This window comes from Bacillus australimaris, assembly GCF_001307105.1.
In the GTDB taxonomy this organism is placed as follows: domain Bacteria; phylum Bacillota; class Bacilli; order Bacillales; family Bacillaceae; genus Bacillus; species Bacillus australimaris.
In genome coordinates this window covers 231,399-257,445 of record NZ_LGYN01000023.1, presented here as the reverse complement: position 1 = coordinate 257,445, position 26,047 = coordinate 231,399, and the positions used below count along the sequence as shown (strand labels likewise).

Here is a 26,047-nt window from a genome sequence, read left to right as displayed (position 1 = left end):
GAGAGGCACCCGTTTGATAGGGGCCTCTCTTTTCTGTGTTTATACTTTTAGAGTGTTTTTCGCCCGAATAAAGGCAACAAGCTGTTTGATTTCTTCATCATTTAGGGGAACGCCGTCTACGTGGATGGTTCCTTCTTTTGCTTCCGTCAGTTCAATTTTGATATCAGAGATTTTGCGTTGGATCTCTGGCTCGTCCGTTCTACCAAGTAAAAAATCAATGGACGTATCATACAAATCAGCCAGCAGCTTCACTGCTTCAAGCGAAGGTCGTCGGTACCCAGATTCGTAACCGGCATAGGTGCTTTTGGCGATACCTAGGCGATCTGCCGTATGCTGGAGAGACCATTTTTTCTTTTTTCTAAGTGTGGTTAAACGATCGAGTATCATTCATGAACGCTCCTTTATTTACAACAACAGTATATCATATTTTGACATAGAATGTACGCGTTATGCGTAACAATTTCTTGATTAATTCGCGTTATGTGACTATAATGGCAATGAAGGTACGCGTAAAGCGTATATTATAGAATAGCACAAGCTAGCTTATAATATGTGTGACAAACGGAGTAATTTTACGAAAGAGGTGGACCTGTTGAAGAAATTATTGCTTTTAACGACTGGTGGGACGATTGCATCTGTAGAGAGTGAGAATGGTTTAGCTCCAGGTGTTAAAGCTGAGGATCTTTTGAGCTATTTAAACGAAATTAATGCAGAATACACAATGGACACAAAGTCCCTAATGAGTATAGATAGTACAAATATGCAGCCTGAATATTGGGTAGATATCGCAACAGCCATTTATGAGAATTATGATCAGTATGACGGGTTTGTCGTTACTCATGGAACCGATACAATGGCCTATACATCAGCAGCGCTGTCTTATATGCTGCAAAATCCTGATAAGCCGATCGTGATTACAGGTTCACAAATTCCGATTACTTTTAAGAAAACAGATGCGAAGAAAAATATCACAGATGCGATTCGTTTTGCATGTGACGGTGTTGGCGGCGTGTATGTCGTATTTGATGGCAGGGTCATCCAAGGAACACGTGCGATTAAACTAAGAACAAAAAGCTATGATGCATTTGAAAGCATCAACTACCCATATATTGCATCAATTGAAAATCATCAAATTGAATACAATAGCAAAGTAAAAAGAACACCAATGAAACCGCTTAAATTAGATGCATCCTTGAACACAGATGTTTGTCTATTAAAACTGCATCCAGGTCTGAAGCCTGAGTTTTTAGATGCTGTCAAAAGCATGTACAAAGGTGTTGTCATTGAAAGCTACGGCAGCGGCGGAATTCCTTTTGAAGGAAGAAACCTTTTAGAAAAGATCAACGAACTGCTCGAAGAAGGCATTTCTGTTGTCATCACAACTCAGTGTCTTGAAGAAGGAGAAGACATGAGTGTGTATGAAGTAGGACGCAAGATCAATCAAGAACTTGTGGCACGTTCAAGAAACATGAACACAGAAGCAATTGTGCCGAAACTCATGTGGGCATTGGGCAAAACAACAGATCCTAGAGAAGTGAAAAAGATTATGGAAACGCCAATCGCAGAAGATTTAGTGATTTAACTATTCTATAGAAAGCAGGTCATAAGAGATGGTTCAAGCAACTTATCGCTATGAGAAGGATTTTCTTGGTGAAAAAGAAATTCCAGCAGACGTGTATTATGGGGTTCAAACCCTTCGTGCAAAGGAGAACTTCCCGATTACTGGATATCGGATGCACGAGGAACTAATTAGAGCCTTTGCCATCGTGAAAAAAGCAGCAGCTCAAGCCAATATGGAAGTTGGACGTTTATATGAAGGAATTGGAAATGCTATTGTTCAAGCGTCTGATGAAGTCATTGAAGGCAAACTCCATGAGTATTTCATTGTCGATCCAATTCAAGGCGGCGCAGGTACTTCAATGAACATGAATGCCAATGAAGTCATTGGAAACAGAGCGTTAGAAATCATGGGACATCAAAAAGGTGAATACATTCATTTAAGTCCAAACACACATGTGAACATGTCGCAATCAACGAATGATTCATTTCCAACAGCTATCCATATCGCTGTGCTCAAGCAGTTAGACATTTTACTTGAGACGATGCAAGTGATGCAGGACGTATTCAAAAAGAAAGCAAAGGAATTCGATCATGTCATCAAAATGGGTCGTACGCACTTGCAGGATGCGGTGCCAATTCGTTTGGGACAGGAATTTGAAGCATACAGCCGTGTGCTCAGCCGTGATATTAAACGGATCAACCAATCAAAGCAGCATTTATATGAAGTCAATATGGGTGCGACAGCTGTTGGGACAGGCTTAAATGCAGATCCTCGTTATATTGAAATCGTGGTGAAAAAGCTCGCTGATATTTCTGGTCTTCCGCTTGTAGGAGCAGAGCATCTTGTGGATGCGACGCAAAATACAGATGCGTACACAGAAGTATCTGCTGCATTAAAAGTATGCATGATGAACATGTCTAAGATTGCCAACGACCTTCGCCTCATGGCATCTGGTCCGCGTGCAGGTCTTGCTGAAATTGCATTGCCAGCTCGTCAGCCTGGATCATCCATTATGCCTGGGAAAGTCAATCCAGTCATGGCAGAGCTCATTAACCAAATTGCATTTCAGGTCATTGGGAACGACCATACCATCTGTCTTGCCTCTGAAGCAGGCCAGCTTGAGTTAAATGTGATGGAGCCTGTTCTGGTGTTTAACTTGCTTCAATCTATTAGTATAATGAATAACGGATTCCGCTCATTCACAGATCATTGCTTAGTAGACATTGAAGCAAATGAAAAACGTTTAAAAGAATATGTAGAAAAAAGTGCAGGCGTGATCACTGCCGTGAACCCTCACTTAGGCTACGAAGCAGCTGCTAGAATTGCAAGAGAAGCGATTTTAACAGGTCAATCGATTAGAGATCTTTGCTTGCAAAATGATGTTTTAACGGAAGAAGAACTTGATATTATCTTAAATCCATACGAGATGACAAAGCCTGGCATTGCGGGTGCAGAGCTCCTAGAGCGATAATAATATCAAAAATTTTATTTTATTAAAATGATGAATTGCCTGTGAAAAAGAGAAAAACAGGCAATTCACATTCTTTCGAATTGACATACTTTTTTCACAATATTTTGAAAACGCTTAACGCACGCACAAAGGGAGGAAACAACATTGAAATCGGTTCGCTTGCCATCTATGATGGAGGTCATCGCGGTATTAGGTTTATTTTTAGCGATTGTCCTTTCATTTACTATTTATTTTGACTTAGATATTCAACTGGCCTTATTTATTTCATGGTTTCTAGCAATTGGGCTTGGTCTTCATTTAGGACATGCTTATAAGGATTTACAAGGTGCTATTACAAAAGGGATATCGAATGGCCTTGAAGCCGTTTTGATTTTACTTGCTGTTGGTGCTTTAATTGGTACTTGGATCGCTGGCGGAGTTGTACCGACACTGATCTATTATGGTCTTGAATTTATTCATCCGAATATCTTTTTACTGGCGACACTTATTATTTGTGCCATTATGTCTGTCGCTACAGGTACGTCTTGGGGAACAGTTGGTACAGCTGGTATTGCCATGATTGCCATTGGTGAAGGTTTAGGGATTCCACTCCCAATCGTAGCTGGTGCCGTATTGTCAGGTGCATATTTTGGGGACAAGCTCTCTCCACTTTCAGATAGTACAGTTTTAGCCTCGTCCTTATCAAAGGTGGAAGTGCTGGCGCATGTGAGAGCAATGATGGTGTTATCCATACCTTCCTTCATTATTACCGCCATTATGTTTACAGTGACTGGCTTTATCTATGGAGGACGCAATATTGATCAAGAGAAGGTATCCTTCTTAAAGAATGCTTTGCTTGATACATTTCAAATTAATGTGTGGATGCTTATTCCAGCTGTGATTGTTGTTGTTTTATTGGTGATGAAAAAACCTGCTCTGCCGGTGATTGCGATCGGCGCGTTATTTGGAGCTATCTGGGCATTTGCATTTCAAGGAATGAATCCAGGTGATGCAATCGGTACAGCATACAATGGATTTTCAATTCAATCAGATGTAGACTTCCTGAACCAACTGCTAAATCGCGGTGGAATGGTCAATATGCTTGGCTCTTTGGTTGTGATTATCCTTGGGCTCGGTTTTGGGGGAGTATTGGAACATCTGGGTGTATTGAAAGTCATTGTCTCAACCTTTGAGAAAAAGCTGCACAATGCAGGGAATGTGACACTGTCGACCATTCTTGTTGCATTCTTTGCAAACATTTTTGGCTGTGCGATGTACGTATCATTGATCTTAACGCCGAAAATTATGGAGAAGAGTTATGATAAATTAAAATTAGACAGACGTGTGATGTCTAGAAACTCTGAGGTCGGTGGTACGCTTACGTCTGGAATGGTGCCATGGTCAGATAACGGAATTTACATGGCAGGAATTCTTGGCGTCTCGACATTCTCTTATTTACCATTTATGTGGTTGAGCTTTGTCGCCATTGGTCTTGCGATCATTTACGGATATACAGGAAAATTCATTTGGTACGTGAAAGATCAAGAGGAAAGAGAAGAATCAGCTTCATAAGCCTTTGCAAAAGCCGCTCCTTAACTGGGCGGCTTTTGTTTGTCCTAGGACCGAGAGACTATATATATTATATAGCAGGTGTTCGGGAGTTTAGGCCCTTTATAAAAGAGGTCTAAAGGTGGAACGTAGTGCCGATTGAAAGCATATTTATCCCATAAAAAGGGCGCAAATACCTATTCAAACATGAGTCTTTGAACCTTATAATAACAATATTGGAAAAAGTGCCATTCACCTTACGCTCGTTTAGAGGAACTCTAAGCAGCGTTTTTATTTTTTGACAGGAGGAGGAACCCATATGAGCTTATCGGATATGCTGTCTGCCCTAAACGGTGGCATTTCAAACAAAAAAGCAGAAATTGAAGAGAAAATTGCTCGGCTCAAAAAGGCGAAAAACAAGGTTGAACGTGAACAAGATGCGGCAGAAACAGATTTAAAGCAAATCAAGCAGCCAAAGCTTGGGACCTCTTGGAAAGGTGAGCGAAGCCAGGATTTCAAAACAGAACGAAATGAAGCACATGATGCGCTGCAAACGATCGTGAATGATAAATACCCACGCTACGTAAGCCGCATCGAATTCAAAATCAGTACATTAGAAGCTGAACAAGCTGCGTTATCCTTTGCCAGCTCCTTAGCTGGAGACGCCGCACGTCTTGCTGAAAAAGGAGAAGACGCAGTAGAGGATGCAAAACGCTTGATCTCAAAAGCATGGAGCAGCTTGTAAGCTGTCTTCATGCTGAACAAATCTGGAGGATATCACAATGGGACAAATTAAGTTAAACTACCAAACAGTCATGGATCAACTAGATGAAGTCTCCCAAGCAGTCGAAGCTTTAACGATGAAAAAAGCAGCAGATAAAGCGGGTGAAAACAGCCTTGAATTTGTGACCAAGTGGACGGCACGTGAAGCAGAGGTAAGTGAAATGGTTTCAAGCTTTAAAGAAGCCTTAATCAAAAATGTTCAGGACACGCGCTCTAATGTAAAAACGTTAAAAGAACAGGACGAAGCGATTGCTGCAAAATAATCAGCACAATTGCTTTTATTTATGGGTTACATTGACATGATATCAATTATAGTCTAAAAGACTCATATAAAATAAAGGGTGTAAGACCTTGTATTATTCCGTTTTTCTTCCAAATGAGAGGCTAAAAGGACACCTTTTCCCTATTTAAGGCTAAGGCTTTTCACCTTATACTATACTTAATGAAAGCAGAACGATAGAAATGCCAGGATTGGAAAAATCAAGTGAGTCAATCGTTTTCAAAGGCTCTGATGCCGTGCTTTCGTATGAGGTCAGATAGAGGTGGATGACATGAGTTTATCCGAGATGCTGGACCATCTGCATATGGGAATTGAGAACAAACATGCAGAATTTGACGAAATGATCTCTCGGTTAAAGACAGCCAAAAGTAATATTCGAACAGAACAAGATCTTGCGCAGTCGGATAGCAAGGAAATCAAGAAGCCCGCTCTAGATTCGTCATGGAAAGGTGAAAGAGGAACCGACTTTCATCGCCATCGGAAAGACGCTTATAGTGTAATGCACGACATCGTCAACAACGAATATGAAAAATATATAGCAGAAATTGACCAAAAAATCTTACACTTTGAATTGAAAAAAATGGAACTGGCTGTTGCCAGTAATTTTGCAGGAAGAGCTCAGGACGTGATGGAAAAGGGCGAGGATTTTGCAAATGATGTTAAGCATTTAATAGAACGGGGCTGGAAAGCTCTTTGAACCCATAAACGAAACAGCCGTCTCATAAGTGAGCGGCTGCTTTTTTGTTTAGTCACACCCACCGCCGCTATCACCTGAATCACCCCCGCAGGAGGTATCAGAAGCGTGATGAGTATACGAATCAGTATAGGTGCTTGTCGTTGAATTGTGATGTGCAGAACGCTTAGCAGATGTACGTTTATCCTTTGGTGTGAACAAATGGGCACTGATTGCTCCTAAAGAAACCAATATGATGATGACAACAAACATAAAAGAACCCATGATGCATCCCTCCTCTAGTTTTCTATTCATACGAATGAGCCATATCATGGTTCCCGATTTGAAAGAAAAACTGGGCAAAGAGTTCTATTTTCGTTTATGATGATAGGCAAAAGTAAATGCCAAGGGAGGAGAGCCCATGCTGTCTTTACGTCAGGAGGAGCTCCTGAAACGCTTGATGCAAGCGGAGCAGGAACTGACAAGTGAAGAAATTGCCCGCGTGATCGGAGTCACATCACGAACCATCCGAACAGATATGAAAGCGCTTAAATCAATTTTAGTAGAACATGGAGCCGTACTACATATTAAACGCGGGGCAGGGTATACATTGACTGTCGAGGATTATGGGGCATTTCGTACATTTTTGAAAAAGTCGCTGAGAGAAAGAAATGACAAAAAGGAACAGGTCATTCCCAATCAGCCTGAAGATCGTGTGGCTTATTTATTGAAAAGGCTGCTTCTGTCAGAAGAGTACATCAAATTAGACGGGCTGGCAGAGGAACTATTTGTGAGTGAATCGACAGTGAAAAATGATCTAAAAGCAGTCAGGCACTTGTTTTCATTGCATGGACTTTCTGTGTCGCATCGCCCTAAATATGGGCTGCGGCTGACAGGGGATGAAATGAAATTAAGATATTGTATGGCAGAGCATGTGTTTCAGCAGGAGCGTGCGAACTCTGCATTGTTACCTGAAGAAACGTATCAATTGATTCAGGACATCGTGCGCTCACGTACAAAATCCACTGGTTTTCATCTGTCAGAAATCGGTTTAAGTAATTTAGTAACCCACATTGCCATCGCTTGCAAACGAATTGAAGAGAAAAAGCTGGTCATGATGCCAGAAAGGGAATTAAATGAGATTCAAGTGCAGCCCGCTTTCAAAGTGGCTAAGCAAATGGCAGAGGATATTCGCCGTGTATTAGCGATTGAATTTCCGTTATCTGAAATGGCGTACATTGCGATTCATTTAATGGGAGCAAAGATGATGGCATATGGAGATGCCGGCCATACGCTATTTCACCTGCTAGACGAAGATCACTTTCGTTTCACTCACCATTTGCTTGCTTATGTAGAGGAGCACATGTCACTTGATATTCAATTTGATAAGGAGCTGATTGTTGGATTAAGTCTTCATTTGCGTTCCGCCATTCATCGTTATAGATACGATATGAACATTCGTAACCCTTATTTACCAGAGATTAAAAGGCACTATCCCATTGCGTTTGAAGCGGGTGTCTATATGGGCAGGTGGTTGAGAGAAAAAGAGGGGATTGAGATCCATGAGGATGAGATCGGGTATTTGGCGCTCCATATTGGGGCTGCAATCGAACGAACAAAATCACAGCATGTGAGAAAGACATGTCTTATTGTGTGTGCGACGGGTGTCGCCAGCAGTCAGCTCCTTCTTCATAAGCTTTCGGCAGCTTTTAGCGGAAGACTTGAAATCGCTGGAACCGCAAGCGTAGGAGAGCTTTCTGCTTATGATTTGAGAAGCATTGATTTTATTATTAGTACCATTCCGCTGCAGAATATATTGCCGGTGCCAGTGATTGATGTACATACGATTCTAAGTGATGATGATATTGTGCGGCTGAAACGGTTTGTGCAGGATTCACAGAATACAGGAGTTTTGCGGTATGTCAGTCCGGCGCTGACATTTTTTCAGCAAGACCTTCAATCAAGGGAAGAGGTTCTTCAATTTTTCGTAAACGTGCTAAAGGAACAACATCGAATCCCGGACGAGTTTGAACAATTATTGCTAGAAAGAGAGCAAGTGTCACCCACATCGTTCGGTCATTTGGTAGCCATTCCTCATCCGATTAAGCCAGCAACGGATGACACGTTTTGTGCAATCTGTACGTTGAAAAAACCGGTGATGTGGGGAGAAGATCGAGTACAAGTCGTTTGTTTGTTAAGCATCCAGAAGACGTATCAAAAAGAATTACAGTCGCTTTATCAATTTCTTGTGCGGCTGACCGAACGGAAGGAAGTGGTGGAGCAACTCATCAAGGCCACTTCATTTGAGGAGTTGTCAGCAGTACTTCACGTATTGGAGCAGCCTAATCAAAATACGAGACACCCATTTCCGCATCTGTGAGGAAAAAGATTAGATGTTAATGAAAGCGCTTTTAAAATAACATCAAAAGGAGGATGATCACGAGTTTTTGCAAAGGGGGAGACAGGTCATGAACTTTAAGGAGAAAGCGGCAGACGTCATGGGACATGTGGCTTATCGTATCACCAATCAGAAATATATTATGGCGATTAAACAGGCATTTGTCACACTGATGCCAATCATCATCACAGGAGCTTTTGCTGTATTGGTGGCGAATATGATCATGAGTCCAGAAACAGGGCTTGCTCATTTTGAGATATTCAGGTTTTTAGCAGAGCTTCAGCCTATTATGAAGGCAATCAATTATGCCACGCTGAACTTTTTAACCATTGGGGCTGTGTTCCTCATTGGGATTGAGCTTGGGAAAATCAACGGGCACAAGTCCCTGTTCCCAGGGTTGATGGCATTGATTTCATTTATATCTGTTATTCCAACGACACTTCTTCTTGAAGTCGATGGATCGATGCGTGAGGTTGTAGACGTATTGGCAAGACAATTTTCCGATCCAAAAAGTTTATTTTTAGGAATGATCATTGCGATCGTATCTGTGGAAATCTTTTGTAAGCTGACCGAGGTGAAATGGCTTCAAATTAAGATGCCGGATTCGGTTCCATCGAATGTGGCAACATCTTTTTCGTCCCTTTTTCCATCGATTATTACCATTACGATCATTAGTTCATTCGGCTTTGCATTTCATCGTTTGACAGGCATTTATTTACATGAAGCCGTGTATAACGTGGTGCAGCGCCCGTTAGAAAGTGTTGTACAGGGGCTGCCTGGGATTTTAACGTTGATGTTTGTGGCGCAATTTTTCTGGGTGATCGGCATCCATGGCAACCAGATGATTAAGCCGATCCGAGAGCCGCTCTTATTAGGGTCGATTGCCGTGAATATGACAGCATTTCAAGAGGGGAAAGAGATCCCGAATATTATCACGATGCCGTTTTGGGATGTGTATATGAGCATCGGGGGTTCAGGTGTGACCATTGGACTTTTGATTGCGATTTTTATTGCTGGAAGAAGGGAAGAGATGCGAAGTATTGCGAAGCTCTCATCCGGGCCCGGACTATTCAACATCAATGAACCCGTTATTTTTGGATTACCCGTCATGTTAAACCCTGTGATGGCAATCCCATTTATCGTCACTCCGCTTGTGACAGGTACGATTGGTTATATTGCGACGGCTACAGGATTTGCTGGAAAAGCGGTTGTGATGGTGCCGTGGACGACACCGCCAATTGTGAATGCATGGCTGTCCACCGCTGGCAGCATGGGAGCTGTCATCACACAGCTCATCTGTATTGTGGTGGCAGTCTTCATCTACTTACCATTTGTTCTCTTGTCTAACCGAAAGCCAGAAACGGCACCAGATTCAGAATAAAAGGAGTGAAATGATGAACAAGCAATTGGATGATCCAGCTTCACTCGGCTGTGAGGCGAAGAACGATGTTTCATTATTGCGTAAATATGCGAAAAAAAGGAGGCGGCGACATGAACAGTATTGAGATTCCAAGAGATTTTATCCTAGGTGCGGCGGCCTCTGCTTGGCAGACAGAGGGGTGGAAGGGAAAGCAGGCGCATCAGGACTCGTATATCGACTTATGGTATAAGGAAGGGTATCACGTGTGGCACGAAGGATATGGGCCGGCTGGTGCGACAAATTTTTACGAGCGTTATCCTGAAGATGTGGCCCTCATGAAAGAGATTGGGCTGACGCATTACAGAACATCCATCAATTGGTCGAGATTTCTCATAGATTACGAGAATGGGATTGTGGATGAGACCTATGCTCGTTATATTGATGATTTGATTAATCAATTAATTGCAGCAGGTGTAGAACCGATGTTTTGTTTAGAGCATTATGAGCTTCCTGCCGCTTTGCTTGAGAAGTACGGTGGATGGTCATCGAAGCATGTCGTCGAGCTGTTTGTTCTCTATGCGGAAAAGGTGTTTGAGCGCTATGGGGACCGGGTCAAACATTGGTTTACTTTTAATGAACCGATTGTTGTCCAGACACGTGTTTATTTAGACGCCATTCGGTACCCTTTTGAGCAAAATACGAAGAAATGGATGCAGTGGAACTATCATAAAGCGTTGGCAACAGCAAAAGTGGTGAAGCTGTTTCAAGAACTCGGTTTGAAGGAATCGACAGGTGCCAAGATCGGGGTGATTCTTAATCCGGAAGTGACGTATGCAAGATCGTCTGCCCCGCATGATCAAGAAGCGGCACGTATGTATGATTTGTTTTTTAATCGAGTGTTCTTAGATCCATCTATCAAAGGGGAGTATCCGGAGGAACTGCTCGATGTATTGAAAAAGCATGATATTCTTTTCGATGCCACAGAGGAAGAGCTTCAGATCATCAAGAATCATACAGTAGATGTCGTCGGGCTCAACTTGTACTATCCGCATCGCGTCAAGGCGCCGAGTAAAGCTTGGAACGAAAGGACTCCTTTTCATCCATCTTATTATTACGATATGTTTGAGCTTCCAGGAAGAAAAATGAATCCATTCAGAGGTTGGGAAATCTATCCGAACATTGTCTATGATATGGGGATGAGAATCAAAGAGGAATACGGAAATATTGAATGGTTTGTGGCTGAAAATGGCATGGGGGTAGAAAAGGAAGAACGGTTTAAAAAAGAAGACGGTATCATTGATGATCAGTATCGCATTTCATTTATTAGCCAGCATTTGAAGCGGGCACTTCAAGCGAAAGCAGAAGGATCAAATTGCACTGGCTATATGCTGTGGGCATTTACAGATAATGTCTCACCGATGAATGCCTTTAAAAACCGCTACGGATTAGTTGAAATTCAGCTGGAGAATGAACGGAATCGTCAGCTGAAAGCCTCAGCGTATTGGTACCAAACATTAATCAAAACAAGAGAACTGAAGGTTGAACCAGATGTCATCTATCAATAGGAGTGATGGGATATGAAACGAATCATTCTCGCTTGTGCAGCCGGAATGTCGACGTCTATTGTGGTGTCCAAAATGAAGGCAGCCGCAGAAGTTAAAGGACTGGATTACTATATTTATGCCATACCCGAGGGAGCCATTGCAGATGAATTAGAAGAGCATGGAGAAGATGTACAGGTGATTTTGCTTGGGCCGCAAGTAAGCTTTATGAAAAAGGCAGCAGAAAAAACCGCGGCACCCTATCAAATACCTGTCGATGTCGTCAACGTGAGATTATATGGAACAGCAAACGGAGAAAAAATTTTAGAGCATGCACTGAAACTAGCAAACGAATCTTGAGTAATTGGAGGAGAAGCAGATGACGGTATTAGAGGAAATGCAGGGAGCAGCCTTTCAAATCATTGCCTATGCAGGCGAAGCGAGAAGTCATTATATAGAAGCGATTCGTCTAGCCAGAGCTGATGATTTTGAAAAAGCACAGCAGTTGATTGAAAAGGGGGAGGCAGCGTTTCATAGCATCCACAACCTGCATTTGTCGCTGATTCAAAAAGAAGCGGCAGGTGAACAGCTTCCTTTTTCTTTACTGCTGATACATGCAGAAGATCAAATGCTCACAACAGAGACCATTCATCTGCTCGCCATTGAAATGATCGAAATGTGTAAAAAAATGAACACCCTGTCAAAATGATGTCAATGATTAACCAATTTCTGTTATAATCATTCGGTAGATAAAGAGAAAGCAGGATTGGTGAATGAAGAAAACATGTATGTTGATGGCGGTTGGTCTTTTGGTGCTGCTCATTTCAGGATGTATGGGAATGAAGGAGCAATCAGAAGGAAACCAGCAAGTCGTCAAAGAGGAAAAGGGTCCATTACAAACAAAAGATATTCAGCAAAAAGAAGCGGCAGTAAAAGAGACACAAAACTGGATTGAGGAAAAGGAGCCGGTGGAGCTTCCGATTTTGATGTATCACAGTATTTCAAGCGGCAACTCGTTGCGTGTGCCAAAGAGCGAGTTTGCGGCTCATATGAAATGGCTGAAGGACAACGACTATGTCACACTGTCACCAGAAGAGGCGTACCGCGTCTTCACAACAAATATGAAACCAAGTGAAAAAAGTGTCCTCATTACATTTGATGATGGTTATACGGATAACTATACAAAGGCTTTTCCGATCTTAAAACAGTATGGAATGAAAGCTACGATTTTCATGATTAAGCAATCCATTGGTCGTCCGAATCACTTAACAGATGAGCAAATGGATGACATGATGTCACATGGAATATCGATTGAGAGTCATACGATTCATCATTTAGAGCTCAATCGTTTATCAAAAAAGCAGCAGGAAGAGGAATTAAAAGGATCAAAGATTTTCTTTGATCAGCGATTTTCTCAGCGTACAAGAATGGTCAGCTATCCTGTCGGGCGCTATAACGAAGACACGCTGAAGCTGGCAAAGGAAGCGGGTTATCAAATGGCTGTCACCACTGAACCAGGACAGGCGAAGAAAGAGCAAGGCATGATGTCCTTACACCGCGTCCGCATTTCACCGGGACTTTCACCCGAAAGCTTTGGCAGGCTGGTAGAAGGGAAGTAACGATCAATGTTTCACATGAAACATTTTACGACAAGTTTCAACAAAATGAATCAGCTAATCGACTACACGTACAGCTTGATATAATATAGCTTTTTCAAAAGTTACTACAAGAGAGACTGAGATGGACAGAACTTTCATTACGATGAGAGTTCTGTTTTTGATAAAAGCATTGTCAGCCAGTGAAATCAATCACATTCTACATCTTATGAAATGCCTCATTGGAACACTCCAAGTATCAAGCCCACCTAATGAAAGAATGCCCAAGTGATTTTGCTCAGCCTACTAAAAATGAAGAAACACTTTTTACATTCAATTGAGGAAGGGAGAGAGAATGATGCCAAACTTTGTTGGAATCGATCATGTTCAATTAGCTGCCCCAAAAGGTAGTGAAGAGAAAGCCCGTTTGTTTTTCGGCAAAATTTTAGGGATGGAAGAAATACCTAAGCCTAGTAATCTAGCTAAACTCGGAGGTGTCTGGTTTCAATGCGGTCATCATCAGCTTCACATTGGCGTTCAGGATCATTTTCAAGCTGCAAAGAAAGCTCATCCAGCTTTTCTTGTAAAGAGTCTATCAGAATTAAAAGAGGTATTATTGAAGCATCAGATTAGTATAAAAGAGGATGAGCCATTAGAAGGTGCCAATCGGTTCTATGTAGAAGATCCCTTTGGGAATCGAATTGAATTTTTAGAGAGAAAAGCCTAGAAAACAAAGCTAGATTTTATAAAAAGATAAGGCTGTTGAGATATCCTCAACAGCCTTATTGTATTTGTTATTGATATACGGGATAGCCCGTAATTTTGATATCTTTCCCAAGCGGTTCCACTGCGAGTTGATCGAGTTCGATGGCGTCACTCATGAGACGTATGCCTTCGCCTCCGAAAAAGGAAGGGGAAAGTCGTCCGCCAATGAGCTTAGGTGCCATATAGATGACCAGTTTATCGACAAGCTGCTGTTCTAAAAAAGAAGCGTTAATCTGACCGCCGCCTTCAATCATGAGGGAGGAGACATTTTTTTCTCCCAGCACTTGAAGCACTTCTTGCAGAGGTACCCGTGTGTCGCTATCTGTTATAAAGACATGGACACCCGCTGCTTCTAAAGCTGCTCGTTTTTCCTCATCGGCTTGCTTTGTTGTAAAGATCCAAGTAGGTGCCATCTGATCGTTGACGACCTTTGCCGTCAACGGAATTGACAGCTTAGAGTCTAAAACAATTCGAATAGGATGGTGCCCATTTGGAATCCGCGCAGTTAATGAAGGGTCGTCGTGAATGACGGTTTGAGCACCGACCAAAATGGCATCATTGATACTGCGGATATGGTGAGCATCATAACGGGATGTCTCAGATGTAATCCATTTGCTGTCAGACGTGGCAGAAGCAATTTTCCCATCTAAGGTAATGCCTGCTTTGAGTGTTACGAAAGGTGTTTTTTTCGTAATAAAGTGGTTAAACACTTCATTCATCAGAATGGATTCTTGTTCAAGTACGCCTGTGATGACTTGGATGCCTGCGTCTTGTAAAATGGCAATCCCGCGTCCAGCGACAAGCGGATTCGGATCAAGTGCTGCCACAACAACAGTTTCGACGCCGGCTTTCACAAGTGCTTCCGCGCAAGGGCCTGTGCGGCCATGGTGGGAACAAGGCTCGAGGGTCACATAAATGGTGGCTCCTTTTGCCTTGTCTCCAGCCATGTTGAGTGCATGAATTTCAGCATGTGGTTCACCGGCTTTCATGTGAGCGCCGACACCAACAATTTCATTCTCTTGTACAATCACAGCCCCAACGAGCGGGTTCGGAGATGTCTGACCTTTCATGGCCCGCGCATTTTCAAGGGCTAACTGCATATAACGCTCATGATGTGGCAATCGTACGCACCTCTTGCTCCGCCTTCATGTGTCCTGAGCGGTTAATTTTTGTCTGCAAGTATTTTTCGTTAAATTCAGAGACGTCACCCCAAAGCGGAATGCGTCCAGAAAGAGTTAGACCAGCATGGCTGATGGCATCTGTCTTTTTCGGATTATTGGTAATGAGTCTGACCGGCTTTGTACGAAGTGTTTGCAGAACGGCAATGGCCTCTTCATATTGACGCGTGTCATCTTCAAAACCAAGTGCTTCGTTCGCTTCTACTGTATCGTAGCCGTTTTCTTGAAGAATATAGGCCATGGCTTTACTGAAAAGACCAATACCGCGTCCTTCATGATTGGCTAAATAAAACAGTGCTCCTGCTCCATTGTCCTCAATCATACGCATGGACTGCTTCAATTGGAACCCGCAGTCACAGCGTTTGCTCCCGAAAATATCGCCAGTGTGGCAAATGGAATGCATGCGGATAAGAGCTTCGTCTGCGTGCTCAAAATCTCCATACACAAGAACGCTTGACTGCTGATGTTCCGCAAGCTGGCGGGACGAGAGGCTTTCAATTAAAGCTTCATCTGACAATGGCTCATTTCCATCGTCTTTTAACCATGAATACCAGTTGAACGTGACAGTTCTGCCGTCTAAATTCACCGGCAGTTTAATGGGTCCAGTGATATATATATACCCGTCTTCTTGCTGTACTCGTTTGATTTTATCTTTTAAAATGGCTGTTTTAACCTCTGTGTGTTTGTCCATATTCTGCACCTTCTTTTTTGTCTGTTTCTTCAATCTCTAAACGAACGAGAACGCCAAATGGATCAACAAATTCGTGACTATTTCCTGTCGTGCTGACTTGAGTTCCTGCTTTTGTCAAACGTTCGATGGCTGATTGTCTGTCTGCTTCTTCTGGGAAGACCAGTGTATAACTTCTAATTCCTGAAAAACGTGGGTCAATGGCTCCTTTTCGTCCGCGTCCCCATGCATTAAAGGCAAGGTGATGGTGGTACACACCAGCGGCAATAAATACGCTTGCTGGTGGAGCCATTCGGATATGAAAACCGAGCGTATTGACATAAAAGGGTTCAGCTACTTCCGGATTGAGATGGAAATGCAAGTGTCCCATTACTGTACCGGCAGGGAGTCCTTCCCATGTGGTATCAGCGGCTTCTTTCAGGAGTCCATCTCCATCAAGCGGTGCATTTCCGCCACCTTTCAGTTCTCCATGCTCACCTACCCAAACGCTCTCAGGGCGATCAGCATAAATTTCTACGCCAATGCCGTCAGGGTCACTTAAATAAATGGCTTCACTGAAAAGATGATCGCTTGCTCCAATTAAAGGATAGCCTTTTTTGATCACATGTGCCAGCCATGTGCCCAGGTTTTTTCTGGTAGGTAATAAAACTGCAAAATGATAAAGTCCTGGCTCATGATCAGGCTTCTCTTTGAGCTGTGCGTCTTCTTTTAATAAAAGGATCGGTTCCTTTGCATTGCTGCCAAGTGTCACCGTAGAATCTGTCTTTTCTAATATAGAAAATCCTAAAATATCTGTATAAAAAGGTAAAGAACGATCAAAGCTTGACACGTGTAATTCTGTAACACCCAATCTGAGCTGTTCTATTGTATTCAATCTCGGTCATCTCCTTCATGATATATGCATCGACATGTTCAAATGTTTTTGAAAATCTATAAAAATGAATAGCTTGTTACTTTTAGTAACTAAACTATATAATAGTTAGTGACTTATTTCAAGTAATTAATTGTGTTATAATGAAAAAAAGAGAGAAAAGCAGGAGGGAGTAAGATATGGCTCAAGTAGATGGCTGCCCAATTACAGATGCCATGGAGATTTTAGGCAAGAAGTGGGTCATTCTCATCATCAATCAGCTTCTGACAGGGCCTAAGCGTTTTTGTCAGCTTGAAAATGAAATGAACATAAGTGGAAGATTACTATCAGAAAGGCTGAAGGATTTAGAAGCTGAAGGACTTGTTGAGAAAAACGTATACCCCGATATTCCAGTTCGAATTGAATACGAATTAACGGTGCAGGGGAAAAAAATTGAACCAATTATTCGTGAAATGTATGCTTGGTCTTTAGATCGCTAAACAGCAAAATAGGGGTCGGTGCCCCTTCTTCATCAATTTCGATCAGTATGTCTGATCGAAATTTTTTTGTGTGATTTTCCAGAAAACTAAGACAATAGTATGAAAAATGATGTTGACAATAATTGCATCCATTATATAATATCAAGGAGAAGAGGGTTCTTTTCCCTGTAATGGAATGGAGGTTATGCCATGGTATTATAAATGGGACAGATGACCTAAAACACGTAGCATATCATCATTCAGAAGTAGACATCTTTGACTTTTAGGAAGCAAAGATTTATTTTTTCAACTCAAGTGATAATGATTATCATAATCATCTATAAGTGTATTTTGCACTTATGAAGATTATTTTTTTTATTGTCTATTGAGAATAATTATCAATATCATTTAGGAGGGTTCATATGAAAGTCATTCGTTCAACATCACACGTATTATTATTCTTTAGTTTTGTTCTATTATTCGCGTTAGCCCCGGTTAGCTCTGCTTCAGCAGCTGGCTTAGCAGATGGTCAATATTCAGCTCAATACGTGGTATGGAAGGCAGATAGCGATTCGACTTCAACAGCGAATACGTATTTTGAAAAACCAGCCAAGCTTGTCGTAAAGGATGGGAAAATCAAAGCGCAAGTGACGTTAAACAATAGCTCTTGGATCACAAGTTTTAAAACGCTTGATCAAGGTGTCTACAAAGATGCGAAAGTGATCAGTACCAATACAGCTGCAAATAAAAGAACGGTAGAATTCAATGTGAACAGCCTGACTGAGGTCTTACCAGCAAAAGTGAGTGTGACTGTACCGGTCATCGGATATACAGGTAATTATGACATTCGCCTCAAGTTTGATGCGGCATCTGTTCAATAGAAAGGGAGGAAATTCGCTTGATGAAAAAATGGATGAGGCTACCAGCCTTCATGGCCGCTTTTTTACTGGCACTTCTACTGCCTTTTTCAAACGCACAGGCTGCCACGTTAAAGGATGGTACATACTCCGTCAATTATACTGTGCTGAAAGCTGAAGGAAATGCGGTATCAATGGCAAATGACTACTGGCTGAAGCCGGCAAAAGTGATTGCGAAAAATGGGAAGCTGACTGTGCAAATGACGATTAAAAATAGCAGCTGGGTAACGGAATTTAAAGTGCCTGGAAATGGCGGCTATGTCGACACAACTGTTCTCTCAACGAATAAAAAAGCGAATACAAGACTCGTTCAGTTTCAAGCTCAGAGCCTGTCTAAACCGATCAAGTCAAAAATTCACGTCACTGTAAAATCTGCTGATTATGATCATGATTACACCATTCAGCTGAAATTTGATGAAAGCAGTATGAAATCGCTATCGTCTAACAGTGCAAATAAATCAACGGGTGCACAAGAAAGTCAGCAGCCATCAAAAGAATCAACAAACAAAGCTGATACATCCACAACGAAACAACAAGAAGAGAACCCTCAAACTGGTGATACAAGCCAGGTAGGATGGCTCCTTGTGCTTGTCTTATGTTCAGGCGGGTTTTTAGCAAGAAAGTGGATCATCAAGCAATAACGGAAGGAAGTGTCACCATTTGAAACGTCTTTTTCATCTAAAGGCAGCCATTCTGCTTGTTTTATTCAGTTTGTTGACTGCGTTTCAGATTCCTCAAGGAACAGCTCAAGCGGCATCATTCGTTGATGGGGAATACACAGTCGGATTCACCATTTTAAAAGATGGTACCTCAGAAGCGTCTATGATGGATACCTATACAGAAAAGCCAGCTAAGCTGATTGTGGAAAATGGCAAGACAACAGCTTATGTCACACTGAAGCAAAGCAAAGAAATTACAGACTTCAAGGTTGAACAAAATGGTGCGCTCGTCACCACTGAAACAGTCAGTGAGGATGAAACAGCCAATACACGTGTGATCAAATTTGACGTACCCGACTTATCAGCAAAATTAAACGGCTGGGTGAAGATTTACTGGGATTTAGGCAGCTTTATTTATGACGAAGCGTATGACGTACAGCTTGCATTCGATCAAAGCAGCCTTACACTCGTTTCACCTGCAGAGCCAGAAGAAAACGAACCAAAACCAGATGATCAAAATGGCACAAAGCCAGACGATAACGAAACAAAGCCAGAAGAAAATGAACCAAAACCGGATGATCAAAACGGGACAAAACCAGACGATAACGAAACAAAGCCGGATGATCAAAATGGCACAAAGCCAGACGATCAATCGACAACACCAGGCAATAACAATGGCACAAAACCAGATGATTCCGCGCAAAATCAATTAAATGACGGCGTATATCAAATCAATTACAGTGTGCTCAAAGGTGATACGGATGAGGCATCTCGAATGAGTAATTACTTCTCACATCCTGCATCCTTAACTGTCAAAAATGGAAAACAAACCATCTCCTTTACGGTGAAGGACGATAAGTCTGTAGCATCTTTGAAAACAGAGAAAGACGGTTCTTATCAAGAAGCGAAAACAGTCAGCAAGGATGAAGCGAAGAACACAAGAGTGGTTTCATTTGATGTATCTGATTTGAAAAACGAGGTCAAAGGAAAGGTACACGTTGTAGTAGCAGCCGCTAACTATGACCAAACCTACGATATTCGTTTTCAATTTGATTCAAAGAGTATCGCTCCAGTGAAGGATGGGCAGGTGGTAGAGGAAGAAACACCAGCTACATCAGAAACACCAAAACCAAACACACCACCAACAGAAACAAATAACGGCGGAGCAGATCAAGAGACGGATCAGCTAAAAGATGGTGTATACAAGCTTCCTTTCTCAATGAAGAAAGCAGACAAAGATGAGCTCTCTCGCATGAACGATTACGTCGTGAGTCCTGCGACATTGGTTGTGAAAAATGGCCGCCATTTCGTTTCATATACAGTGAAAAACAGCTCAGCCATCACGTCATTCCAAGTAGGAACAGGTGGAAAGTTTGAAGAGACACTTGTTGCGAAAACAGATGAAAAAGCAGATACACGTGTTATTCAATATGAAGCAAAAAGTTTAAGTGGAGCTCAGGCTGCACGTGTAAAAATTGATATTCCAGCTGCGAACTACCATGAGCAGTACGATGTCACACTTGTCTATGACACAAAAGGAATCGCTCTCGGTGAGGGAAGCGGAATTTCAACAGTCATCGGAGACGATGAGAACATCGGATTTGTTAAAAATCCAAATGAGCAAGATTCTCAAACAAATCAACTTGAGAATTTAGCACCAGAGGAAACGGGTGCGGAGCAGATGACATTTACTCCATCAGATGACCAAACCAAATCTGAGTCTGGACAGCTGAACCCGAAAACGGGAGATACTTCTCTTCTTTGGGTGTATATTCTTTTATTCGGCGGATCTTTATTTGTACTCGTAAGGAAATATCAAACACGGACAAGATAGTTCGTTTTAGTTTAAGTGAGATGCGCCTTTTACCTGGGCGCATCCACTCTCTTTTTTCGAAAGGAGGCTTCTGTTTTTGAAGCATCGAATGTTATGTATCTTGATCGCTGCCTTCAGTGTGTGTGTGATCTTATCGGGCTGCTCACAGTCAGCTGAAAGTTCAGCGAAAGGCAAAAAAAGCGCAGAATCAAGTGCGCGTATTGTAGCAACGACTGTAGCTGCGGCGGAGATCATGGATGCTTTAGAGGTAGATCTTGTCGGGGTGCCTACAAGTCAAAAATCCTTGCCAGCTCGTTACAAAGGACTGCCAGAAGTCGGCAATCCCATGAGCCCGGACATGGAAATCATCCAATCACTTCAACCGACAGATGTCCTGTCTGTCACAACCCTTCAATATGATTTAGAAAAACCCTTTCAGCAAGCAGGTGTTCCTGCCACATACTTAAATCTCGAGAGTATGGCCAACATGGAGAAGGCCATCACGAAGCTTGGAGATCAGTATGACAGGAAGAAACAGGCTGAGCGCATTGTGTCTGACTTTGAGCAAAAAAAGAAAGATATCCAAGAGAAGACGAAAGGAAAACGCAAGCCGTCCGTTCTGATTTTGCTTGGTGTGCCAGGTAGTTATTTGGTGGCGACAGAAAATTCATATATTGGTGATCTTGTGCGTATCGCAGGAGGAAAGAACATTGTCAAAGGTGAGAAAATGGAGTATTTGGCATCCAATACGGAGTATTTACAAAAAGCCAATCCAGATATCATTCTCCGAGCTGCACATGGGATGCCTGATGAAGTCGTCAAAATGTTTGATCAAGAATTTAAAACAAATGACATCTGGAAACATTTTAATGCGGTCAAACAAGACCGGGTGTACGACCTCGAAGAAAGCTTATTCGGGACAACAGGCAATTTAAAGGCAGCAGAGGCATTAGATGAATTGACTCGTATGTTGTATCCGTCATAAGCTTGCGAATCTTAATGATAAAAGGACGTTCAAGATGAAAAAAACAGGATTTTTATTTCTGATAGTCAGTCTATTACTGGTCTGCGTGTTTATTTATTCCGCCATTACTGGGAGCATTCATGTCACCCCAATTGAATTATTGGAAGGGCTCATCACCGGTCAACATGCACAGGTAGAAATCATTAAAGATTTGAGAATCCCCCGCGTGCTCATCGCGATGTTTACAGGGGCCGCCTTATCTGTCTCCGGTGTACTGCTGCAGTCGGTCATGAGGAATCCATTAGCTGATGCCGGCGTCATTGGGATTTCATCAGGAGCCAGCTTCTTTTCTTTAATGGCGATTACAGCGCTTCCTCAATTTTATTTCTACACACCTTTATTTTCGGTTTTAGGCGGGGCGATTGCGTGTTTCCTCGTGTACGTTCTGTCTTGGAAGGGTGGTTTAAGCCCGATCCGCATGATCTTGGTTGGGATCGCCATCAATGCCATGTTTACAGGAATGGCTGAAGCATTTGTGACCATTTGCAGCTATTTCAATATCACGATTAATCAGTCAGGACAGTCGAATCTCACGATGAAAACGTGGGGAGATGTCCGTTTAATCGGTGTTTATGGTGTCGTTGGCCTTGTCGTGGCACTTTTCTTTAGCAGATGGTGTAACCTGTTGGCTCTTCAAGACAAGACAGCGAAAAATTTAGGATTGCGTGTGACCAGAATGCGCCTTTTGATTTCCATCACAGCGGTTTTACTGGCGGCGGTGACAGCTGCAGTAGCGGGTGTGATTGCTTTTGTTGGATTGCTCGTTCCTCATATTTCAAGAAGGCTTGTCGGCTCGGATCATCGGGTGCTGATTCCGTTTTCTGCGTTAAGCGGGGCTTTGCTGATTTTGACAGCTGATACGCTCGGCAGGACGCTTGTGGCGCCAAATGAGATTCCTGCTTCTACGATCATGGCCGTCATTGGCGGGCCGTTTCTGATCTTTTTATTAAGAAGGGGGGACCGTCTCCATGGACATTCGTGAGGTGTCATTCTCATATGACCAGCAGAAGGATATCGTTCAATCCGTTACAACCCAGATTGAAAAGGGGAAAATCACAACCATTATCGGTCCAAATGGCTCAGGTAAATCCACACTGCTTTCCTTGATGGCGAATAATCATTGTCCGAATAAAGGACAGATTCACTTAGACGGGCAAGCACTGAATGCGTTCAAGCCAAAGGAGCTGGCAAAAAAGCTGGCTGTCGTCCATCAGCAAAATGAAGCGCCGCTTGATTTAACGATCGAACGGGTCGTGGCATTTGGCAGAACGCCGTACCAGACAATGCGTGGAGGAGACAAGGAAGAGGATGAAAGAGCGATAGAGTGGGCGCTGTCCAGTACAAAGCTAACGGAAAAACGAAAGGTGCCGCTCGCCTCATTGTCAGGTGGAGAGCGCCAGCGTGTATGGATTGCGATGGCACTGGCACAAAAAACACCGATCCTTTTCTTAGATGAACCGACAACCTATTTGGATATTTACTATCAATTTGACATTCTTGAGCTGATCCGTGAGCTGAATGCCGTACATGGACTAACGATTGTTATGGTGCTGCACGACATGAATCAGGCTGTCCGCTACAGCGATGTCATCATTGCGATGAAGGATGGACAGATCATCAGCGAAGGACAGCCAAACGATGTGTTAACAGAAGAGAACGTACGGCACATTTATGATGTGTCCGTCACGATTAGACAGGATGCAGAAACAGGGATGTACATCGTGCCTGTTGGCATATAAGCTGTGCAAAAAGCAGGTGAAACAGTGTGAAAAGAGGAAAACGGCTCTGGCAGCGGATGCTGACGATCGTCTGTTTAGGTGTATTTATTTATAGTGGTACAGCTATTGGCTTAGAACTATTCGGTTATTATCAAAATCGTCAGGTGCTTGCAAAGGCCCAAACGATGTATGGACACGAAGAGAGAATGAATAACAAACAGAAACCAGGAAAGATCCGTTCGTCATTTGATGAGCTGCGGAAAGTGAATGAGGACATTGTCGGCTGGATCAATATGGAGGACACGATGATTCAGTACCCGATCGTTCAATCACGGGATAATGCGTTCTACTTAACTCGCAATTATTTAAAAAACGACACCCGGGCAGGCAGTATCTTTATGGATTATCGTAACGACGTCCTGCATGAAAGCCCAAACACAGTGGTGTACGGCCATCGGATGAGGGATGGATCCATGTTCGCTGGACTTACAAACTATTTAAAAAAAGATTTCTTCAATGAACACCGGACATTTCAGTACGATACGTTGTATCAAAGCTATGAAGCGGAGATTTTTGCCGTGTATGAAACAACGGTTGACTTCGATTATATTCAAACTGATTTTCAGGATCTTGGCGAATATGCGCATTACTTGCAAGCTGTGCGGAAGAAATCAATCTATCAAACAAAGACAGACGTGTCCACAGATGACCTCATCCTCACCTTATCGACCTGTGATCATGTGCTGGCACCTAAAAATGGGCGTCTTGTGGTACAGGCGAAGCTAAAGAAAGTTTACTAGAAAAGGAGAGACAGGCGGTTGAAATTTTCACATGTGATCTTGGCGGGACTCGTCTTGATGCTTCTCCTCGGCGGATGCAGTCAGGCAGCACCTGTAGAGAAAGAAAGCGCGGCAGGAGCGCTGAAGATAAAGGATTTTACCGGAAGAACGCTGTCGTTTGATGAATCCCCTCAGCGTATCGTCGCATTGTCGACCGGGGACATGAGCATTCTGTATGCTTTAGGCGGTGAGGTGGTTGGCAGGCCAACCGCCGAATTACCAGACAGCTTGCAAAAGGCAAAGTCCGTACAAACGATTGGCACAACGCATCAATTTGATGTAGAGCTGATTACAAGCTTAAACCCCGATGTTGTGCTTGGAAATGAACAATTAAACAGCAAGGACATCTCTACAATAGAAGGAATTGGTTCACAGCTACTTTTGACTAGTGCTAATTCAGTGAAGGACATCCAGCGCCAAATTACGCTATTTGGGGATTTGCTCGGGAAGCAGCAAAAGGCTAAAGCACTCAATGATCAAATCGATCAGCGGAAAAAGCAGGTCAACCAGCCTAAGAAAAAAGTAAAAACGCTCGTTGTGTACGGTGCACCGGGCACATATATGGCGGCACTTCCTCAATCCTTAAGCGGAGATTTACTGCACATTGCTGGGGGTGAGAACATCGCTGAGAATGAACCAGCGCTCGAAAAATTCCCTCAATACGCCCAAATCAATGCAGAAAAGGTGATCGAAGCCGATCCTGATCTCATTTTGCTCATGACACATAGTAATCCTGAAGATGTGAAAGCAGGCTTTATGAGTGAAATGAAACAGAATGCAGCATGGCACGATGTGTCAGCTGTCAAAAATGGACACGTTGAAATTTTGCCTAGTGATCTATTCGGGACAAATCCAGGCGCAGAAGTCATCAAAGCGATTGACGAACTAGAAAAGCGATTGAAGCGATTGTCGTCATGAAGATGAATGCAGAATTAGATTTTCAAAAAAGACAGTCGAGACGAAGATGGTTGATACCGGGACTACTTCTCTCGCTTGGTGTGGGCTTATGTTTAGGGCTTGCATTAGGTTCTGTTCAATTATCGCTGCCAGATTTGATCGCTGCTTTGACGGGATCAGGCCAGCCTGTCCACGAAAAAATCGTCATGGATTTACGCTTGCCGCGTGTCTTAATAGGTTTCATCGTCGGTGCTTGCCTTGCAGCATCAGGAGCGATTTTACAAGGAGTCGTCCGAAATCCACTCGCTGATCCTGGCATTATCGGTGTGACCGCCGGCGGTGGGTTAGCTGCTGTACTCAGCATGATTGTGTTTCCTCAATTCACGTATCTGCTACCAGCGGCTGCCTTCCTTGGCGCTTTATTAGCGGCACTCGTTGTGTATATCCTGTCGTTTGATCAAGGGGTTTCACCGCTTAAATTGATTTTGGCGGGAGTGGCCGTCAATGCCTTGCTTGGTGCGGTCATGAATGGGTTTATGGTGCTTTATAGTGAGCGTGTTCAGGCCGTTCTGCCTTTTTTATCGGGAGGGTTAAATGGACGAAGCTGGCATCACCTCGGCTTTGTGTCGCCCTATGCGCTTGCTGGTTTGTGTCTTTGTTTTTTTGCGATCAAGCCGGCAAATCTCCTTTTGCTTGGTGATGAATCAGCGCAGCTGCTCGGTCTTAGAGTAGAGCGAACCCGATTTTTCTTAATTGCACTGGCGGCGCTTTTAGCAGGTGCGGCTGTAAGTGTGAGTGGTTTAATTGGATTTGTCGGTCTTGTCGTCCCTCATTTTATCCGCCTTTTAATTGGAGATGACTACCGGTACCTGCTGCCGATCTCAATGCTTGGCGGCGGCGTACTTGTGGTCTTTGCAGATACAGCGGCACGGGTATGGTTTACACCAGTTGAACTGCCTGTTGGTATTCTGCTTGCTTGTATCGGTGCACCTTTCTTCCTCTATTTATTAAAAAAGAAAGGGAGGGGTTAA

The 26,047-nt window shown here is 42.9% G+C and carries 27 protein-coding genes and 1 pseudogene; 23 read left to right on the top strand and 5 right to left on the bottom strand.

Features of this window, described 5'->3' with window-relative positions; all coding sequences use genetic code 11:
- Window positions 1–39 precede the first annotated feature (39 nt).
- On the bottom strand, window positions 40–387 hold the full coding sequence (locus AKG37_RS10690) for a helix-turn-helix domain-containing protein (RefSeq protein WP_039182556.1): 348 nt from the start codon (window positions 385–387) through the stop codon (window positions 40–42).
- A 205-nt stretch (window positions 388–592) separates the two neighbouring features.
- Here AKG37_RS10690 and AKG37_RS10685 point away from each other — a divergent pair, with 205 nt between their 5' ends.
- The 6 genes from AKG37_RS10685 to AKG37_RS10660 all read left to right on the top strand — a co-directional run bounded on the left by AKG37_RS10685 (window position 593) and on the right by AKG37_RS10660 (window position 6,319).
- Entirely contained in the window at window positions 593–1,582 is a 990-nt protein-coding gene (locus AKG37_RS10685) for an asparaginase (RefSeq protein ID WP_024427527.1), read from the top strand.
- A gap of 28 nt (window positions 1,583–1,610) precedes the next feature.
- Window positions 1,611–3,032: an aspartate ammonia-lyase gene (gene aspA, locus AKG37_RS10680; RefSeq protein ID WP_060698788.1), complete on the top strand. Its 1,422-nt coding sequence runs from the start codon at window positions 1,611–1,613 to the stop codon at window positions 3,030–3,032.
- Window positions 3,033–3,176: 144 nt separating this feature from the next.
- Window positions 3,177–4,583, top strand: a complete 1,407-nt coding sequence (gene nhaC / locus AKG37_RS10675; protein ID WP_060698787.1) for a Na+/H+ antiporter NhaC — start codon at window positions 3,177–3,179, stop codon at window positions 4,581–4,583.
- A 295-nt stretch (window positions 4,584–4,878) separates the two neighbouring features.
- Entirely contained in the window at window positions 4,879–5,304 is a 426-nt protein-coding gene (locus tag AKG37_RS10670; protein WP_060698786.1) for a YwqH-like family protein, read from the top strand.
- A gap of 37 nt (window positions 5,305–5,341) precedes the next feature.
- Complete coding sequence (locus AKG37_RS10665) at window positions 5,342–5,605, top strand: YwqI/YxiC family protein (RefSeq protein WP_060698785.1); 264 nt, start codon at window positions 5,342–5,344, stop codon at window positions 5,603–5,605.
- A gap of 288 nt (window positions 5,606–5,893) precedes the next feature.
- Entirely contained in the window at window positions 5,894–6,319 is a 426-nt protein-coding gene (locus tag AKG37_RS10660; protein WP_060698784.1) for a YwqH-like family protein, read from the top strand.
- A 48-nt stretch (window positions 6,320–6,367) separates the two neighbouring features.
- Here the strand turns inward: AKG37_RS10660 and AKG37_RS10655 are convergent, their stop codons facing one another.
- Window positions 6,368–6,580 (bottom strand): hypothetical protein, encoded by a 213-nt coding sequence (locus AKG37_RS10655; RefSeq protein WP_237697723.1) that lies wholly within the window; start codon window positions 6,578–6,580, stop codon window positions 6,368–6,370.
- Window positions 6,581–6,716: 136 nt separating this feature from the next.
- On the opposite strand from AKG37_RS10655, the gene AKG37_RS10650 reads away from it, so the two are divergent.
- The 7 genes from AKG37_RS10650 to AKG37_RS10620 all read left to right on the top strand — a co-directional run bounded on the left by AKG37_RS10650 (window position 6,717) and on the right by AKG37_RS10620 (window position 13,916).
- Window positions 6,717–8,675, top strand: a complete 1,959-nt coding sequence (locus AKG37_RS10650) for a BglG family transcription antiterminator (RefSeq protein WP_060698783.1) — start codon at window positions 6,717–6,719, stop codon at window positions 8,673–8,675.
- 88 nt (window positions 8,676–8,763) lie between these two features.
- Window positions 8,764–10,074: a PTS sugar transporter subunit IIC gene (locus AKG37_RS10645; protein WP_060698782.1), complete on the top strand. Its 1,311-nt coding sequence runs from the start codon at window positions 8,764–8,766 to the stop codon at window positions 10,072–10,074.
- 110 nt (window positions 10,075–10,184) lie between these two features.
- Window positions 10,185–11,618 (top strand): glycoside hydrolase family 1 protein, encoded by a 1,434-nt coding sequence (locus AKG37_RS10640; RefSeq protein ID WP_060698781.1) that lies wholly within the window; start codon window positions 10,185–10,187, stop codon window positions 11,616–11,618.
- Between the two features lie 12 nt (window positions 11,619–11,630).
- Complete coding sequence (locus AKG37_RS10635; RefSeq protein ID WP_060698780.1) at window positions 11,631–11,954, top strand: PTS sugar transporter subunit IIB; 324 nt, start codon at window positions 11,631–11,633, stop codon at window positions 11,952–11,954.
- Between the two features lie 19 nt (window positions 11,955–11,973).
- A complete protein-coding gene (locus tag AKG37_RS10630; protein WP_060698779.1) occupies window positions 11,974–12,303 on the top strand; it encodes a PTS sugar transporter subunit IIA in 330 nt (109 codons plus the stop codon).
- A gap of 64 nt (window positions 12,304–12,367) precedes the next feature.
- Window positions 12,368–13,213: a polysaccharide deacetylase family protein gene (locus AKG37_RS10625; RefSeq protein WP_060698778.1), complete on the top strand. Its 846-nt coding sequence runs from the start codon at window positions 12,368–12,370 to the stop codon at window positions 13,211–13,213.
- A 334-nt stretch (window positions 13,214–13,547) separates the two neighbouring features.
- Complete coding sequence (locus AKG37_RS10620) at window positions 13,548–13,916, top strand: VOC family protein (protein ID WP_078061013.1); 369 nt, start codon at window positions 13,548–13,550, stop codon at window positions 13,914–13,916.
- Window positions 13,917–13,983: 67 nt separating this feature from the next.
- On the opposite strand, the gene ribD is transcribed toward AKG37_RS10620, so the two are convergent.
- The 3 genes from ribD to AKG37_RS10605 are packed head-to-tail and all read right to left on the bottom strand — an operon-like array spanning window position 13,984 to window position 16,694.
- Entirely contained in the window at window positions 13,984–15,075 is a 1,092-nt protein-coding gene (gene ribD, locus AKG37_RS10615) for a bifunctional diaminohydroxyphosphoribosylaminopyrimidine deaminase/5-amino-6-(5-phosphoribosylamino)uracil reductase RibD (RefSeq protein WP_060698776.1), read from the bottom strand.
- Window positions 15,062–15,823: a GTP cyclohydrolase II gene (locus AKG37_RS10610; protein WP_060698775.1), complete on the bottom strand. Its 762-nt coding sequence runs from the start codon at window positions 15,821–15,823 to the stop codon at window positions 15,062–15,064. Before AKG37_RS10610 ends, ribD begins: the two co-directional genes overlap by 14 nt.
- Window positions 15,801–16,694, bottom strand: coding sequence for a VOC family protein (locus AKG37_RS10605; protein ID WP_060698774.1), 894 nt, complete (start codon window positions 16,692–16,694; stop codon window positions 15,801–15,803). The genes AKG37_RS10610 and AKG37_RS10605 overlap by 23 nt, the downstream gene beginning before the upstream one ends.
- Window positions 16,695–16,870: 176 nt before the next feature.
- Here AKG37_RS10605 and AKG37_RS10600 point away from each other — a divergent pair.
- The 10 genes and pseudogenes from AKG37_RS10600 to AKG37_RS10555 all read left to right on the top strand — a co-directional run bounded on the left by AKG37_RS10600 (window position 16,871) and on the right by AKG37_RS10555 (window position 26,047).
- Window positions 16,871–17,244 (top strand): annotated as a pseudogene (locus AKG37_RS10600) (winged helix-turn-helix transcriptional regulator).
- A gap of 327 nt (window positions 17,245–17,571) precedes the next feature.
- On the top strand, window positions 17,572–18,030 hold the full coding sequence (locus AKG37_RS10595) for an NEAT domain-containing protein (RefSeq protein WP_060698772.1): 459 nt from the start codon (window positions 17,572–17,574) through the stop codon (window positions 18,028–18,030).
- A gap of 20 nt (window positions 18,031–18,050) precedes the next feature.
- The gene (gene isdC, locus AKG37_RS10590; protein ID WP_047202944.1) at window positions 18,051–18,707 is read left to right on the top strand and encodes a heme uptake protein IsdC; all 657 of its coding nucleotides are present in this window, start codon (window positions 18,051–18,053) and stop codon (window positions 18,705–18,707) included.
- 19 nt (window positions 18,708–18,726) lie between these two features.
- Window positions 18,727–20,559, top strand: coding sequence for an NEAT domain-containing protein (locus AKG37_RS10585; protein ID WP_060698771.1), 1,833 nt, complete (start codon window positions 18,727–18,729; stop codon window positions 20,557–20,559).
- Between the two features lie 76 nt (window positions 20,560–20,635).
- Complete coding sequence (isdE, locus tag AKG37_RS10580; protein ID WP_060698770.1) at window positions 20,636–21,523, top strand: heme ABC transporter substrate-binding protein IsdE; 888 nt, start codon at window positions 20,636–20,638, stop codon at window positions 21,521–21,523.
- A 34-nt stretch (window positions 21,524–21,557) separates the two neighbouring features.
- Entirely contained in the window at window positions 21,558–22,544 is a 987-nt protein-coding gene (locus tag AKG37_RS10575) for a FecCD family ABC transporter permease (protein ID WP_060698769.1), read from the top strand.
- Entirely contained in the window at window positions 22,531–23,301 is a 771-nt protein-coding gene (locus tag AKG37_RS10570; protein WP_060698768.1) for an ABC transporter ATP-binding protein, read from the top strand. Before AKG37_RS10575 ends, AKG37_RS10570 begins: the two co-directional genes overlap by 14 nt.
- Window positions 23,302–23,327: 26 nt before the next feature.
- Complete coding sequence (srtB, locus tag AKG37_RS10565; protein WP_060698767.1) at window positions 23,328–24,080, top strand: class B sortase; 753 nt, start codon at window positions 23,328–23,330, stop codon at window positions 24,078–24,080.
- 18 nt (window positions 24,081–24,098) lie between these two features.
- Window positions 24,099–25,037, top strand: a complete 939-nt coding sequence (locus AKG37_RS10560) for an ABC transporter substrate-binding protein (protein ID WP_060698766.1) — start codon at window positions 24,099–24,101, stop codon at window positions 25,035–25,037.
- Window positions 25,034–26,047 carry a FecCD family ABC transporter permease gene (locus tag AKG37_RS10555; RefSeq protein WP_060698765.1) on the top strand — a complete coding sequence of 338 codons (1,014 nt, stop codon included), beginning with the start codon at window positions 25,034–25,036 and terminating at the stop codon, window positions 26,045–26,047. The genes AKG37_RS10560 and AKG37_RS10555 overlap by 4 nt, the downstream gene beginning before the upstream one ends.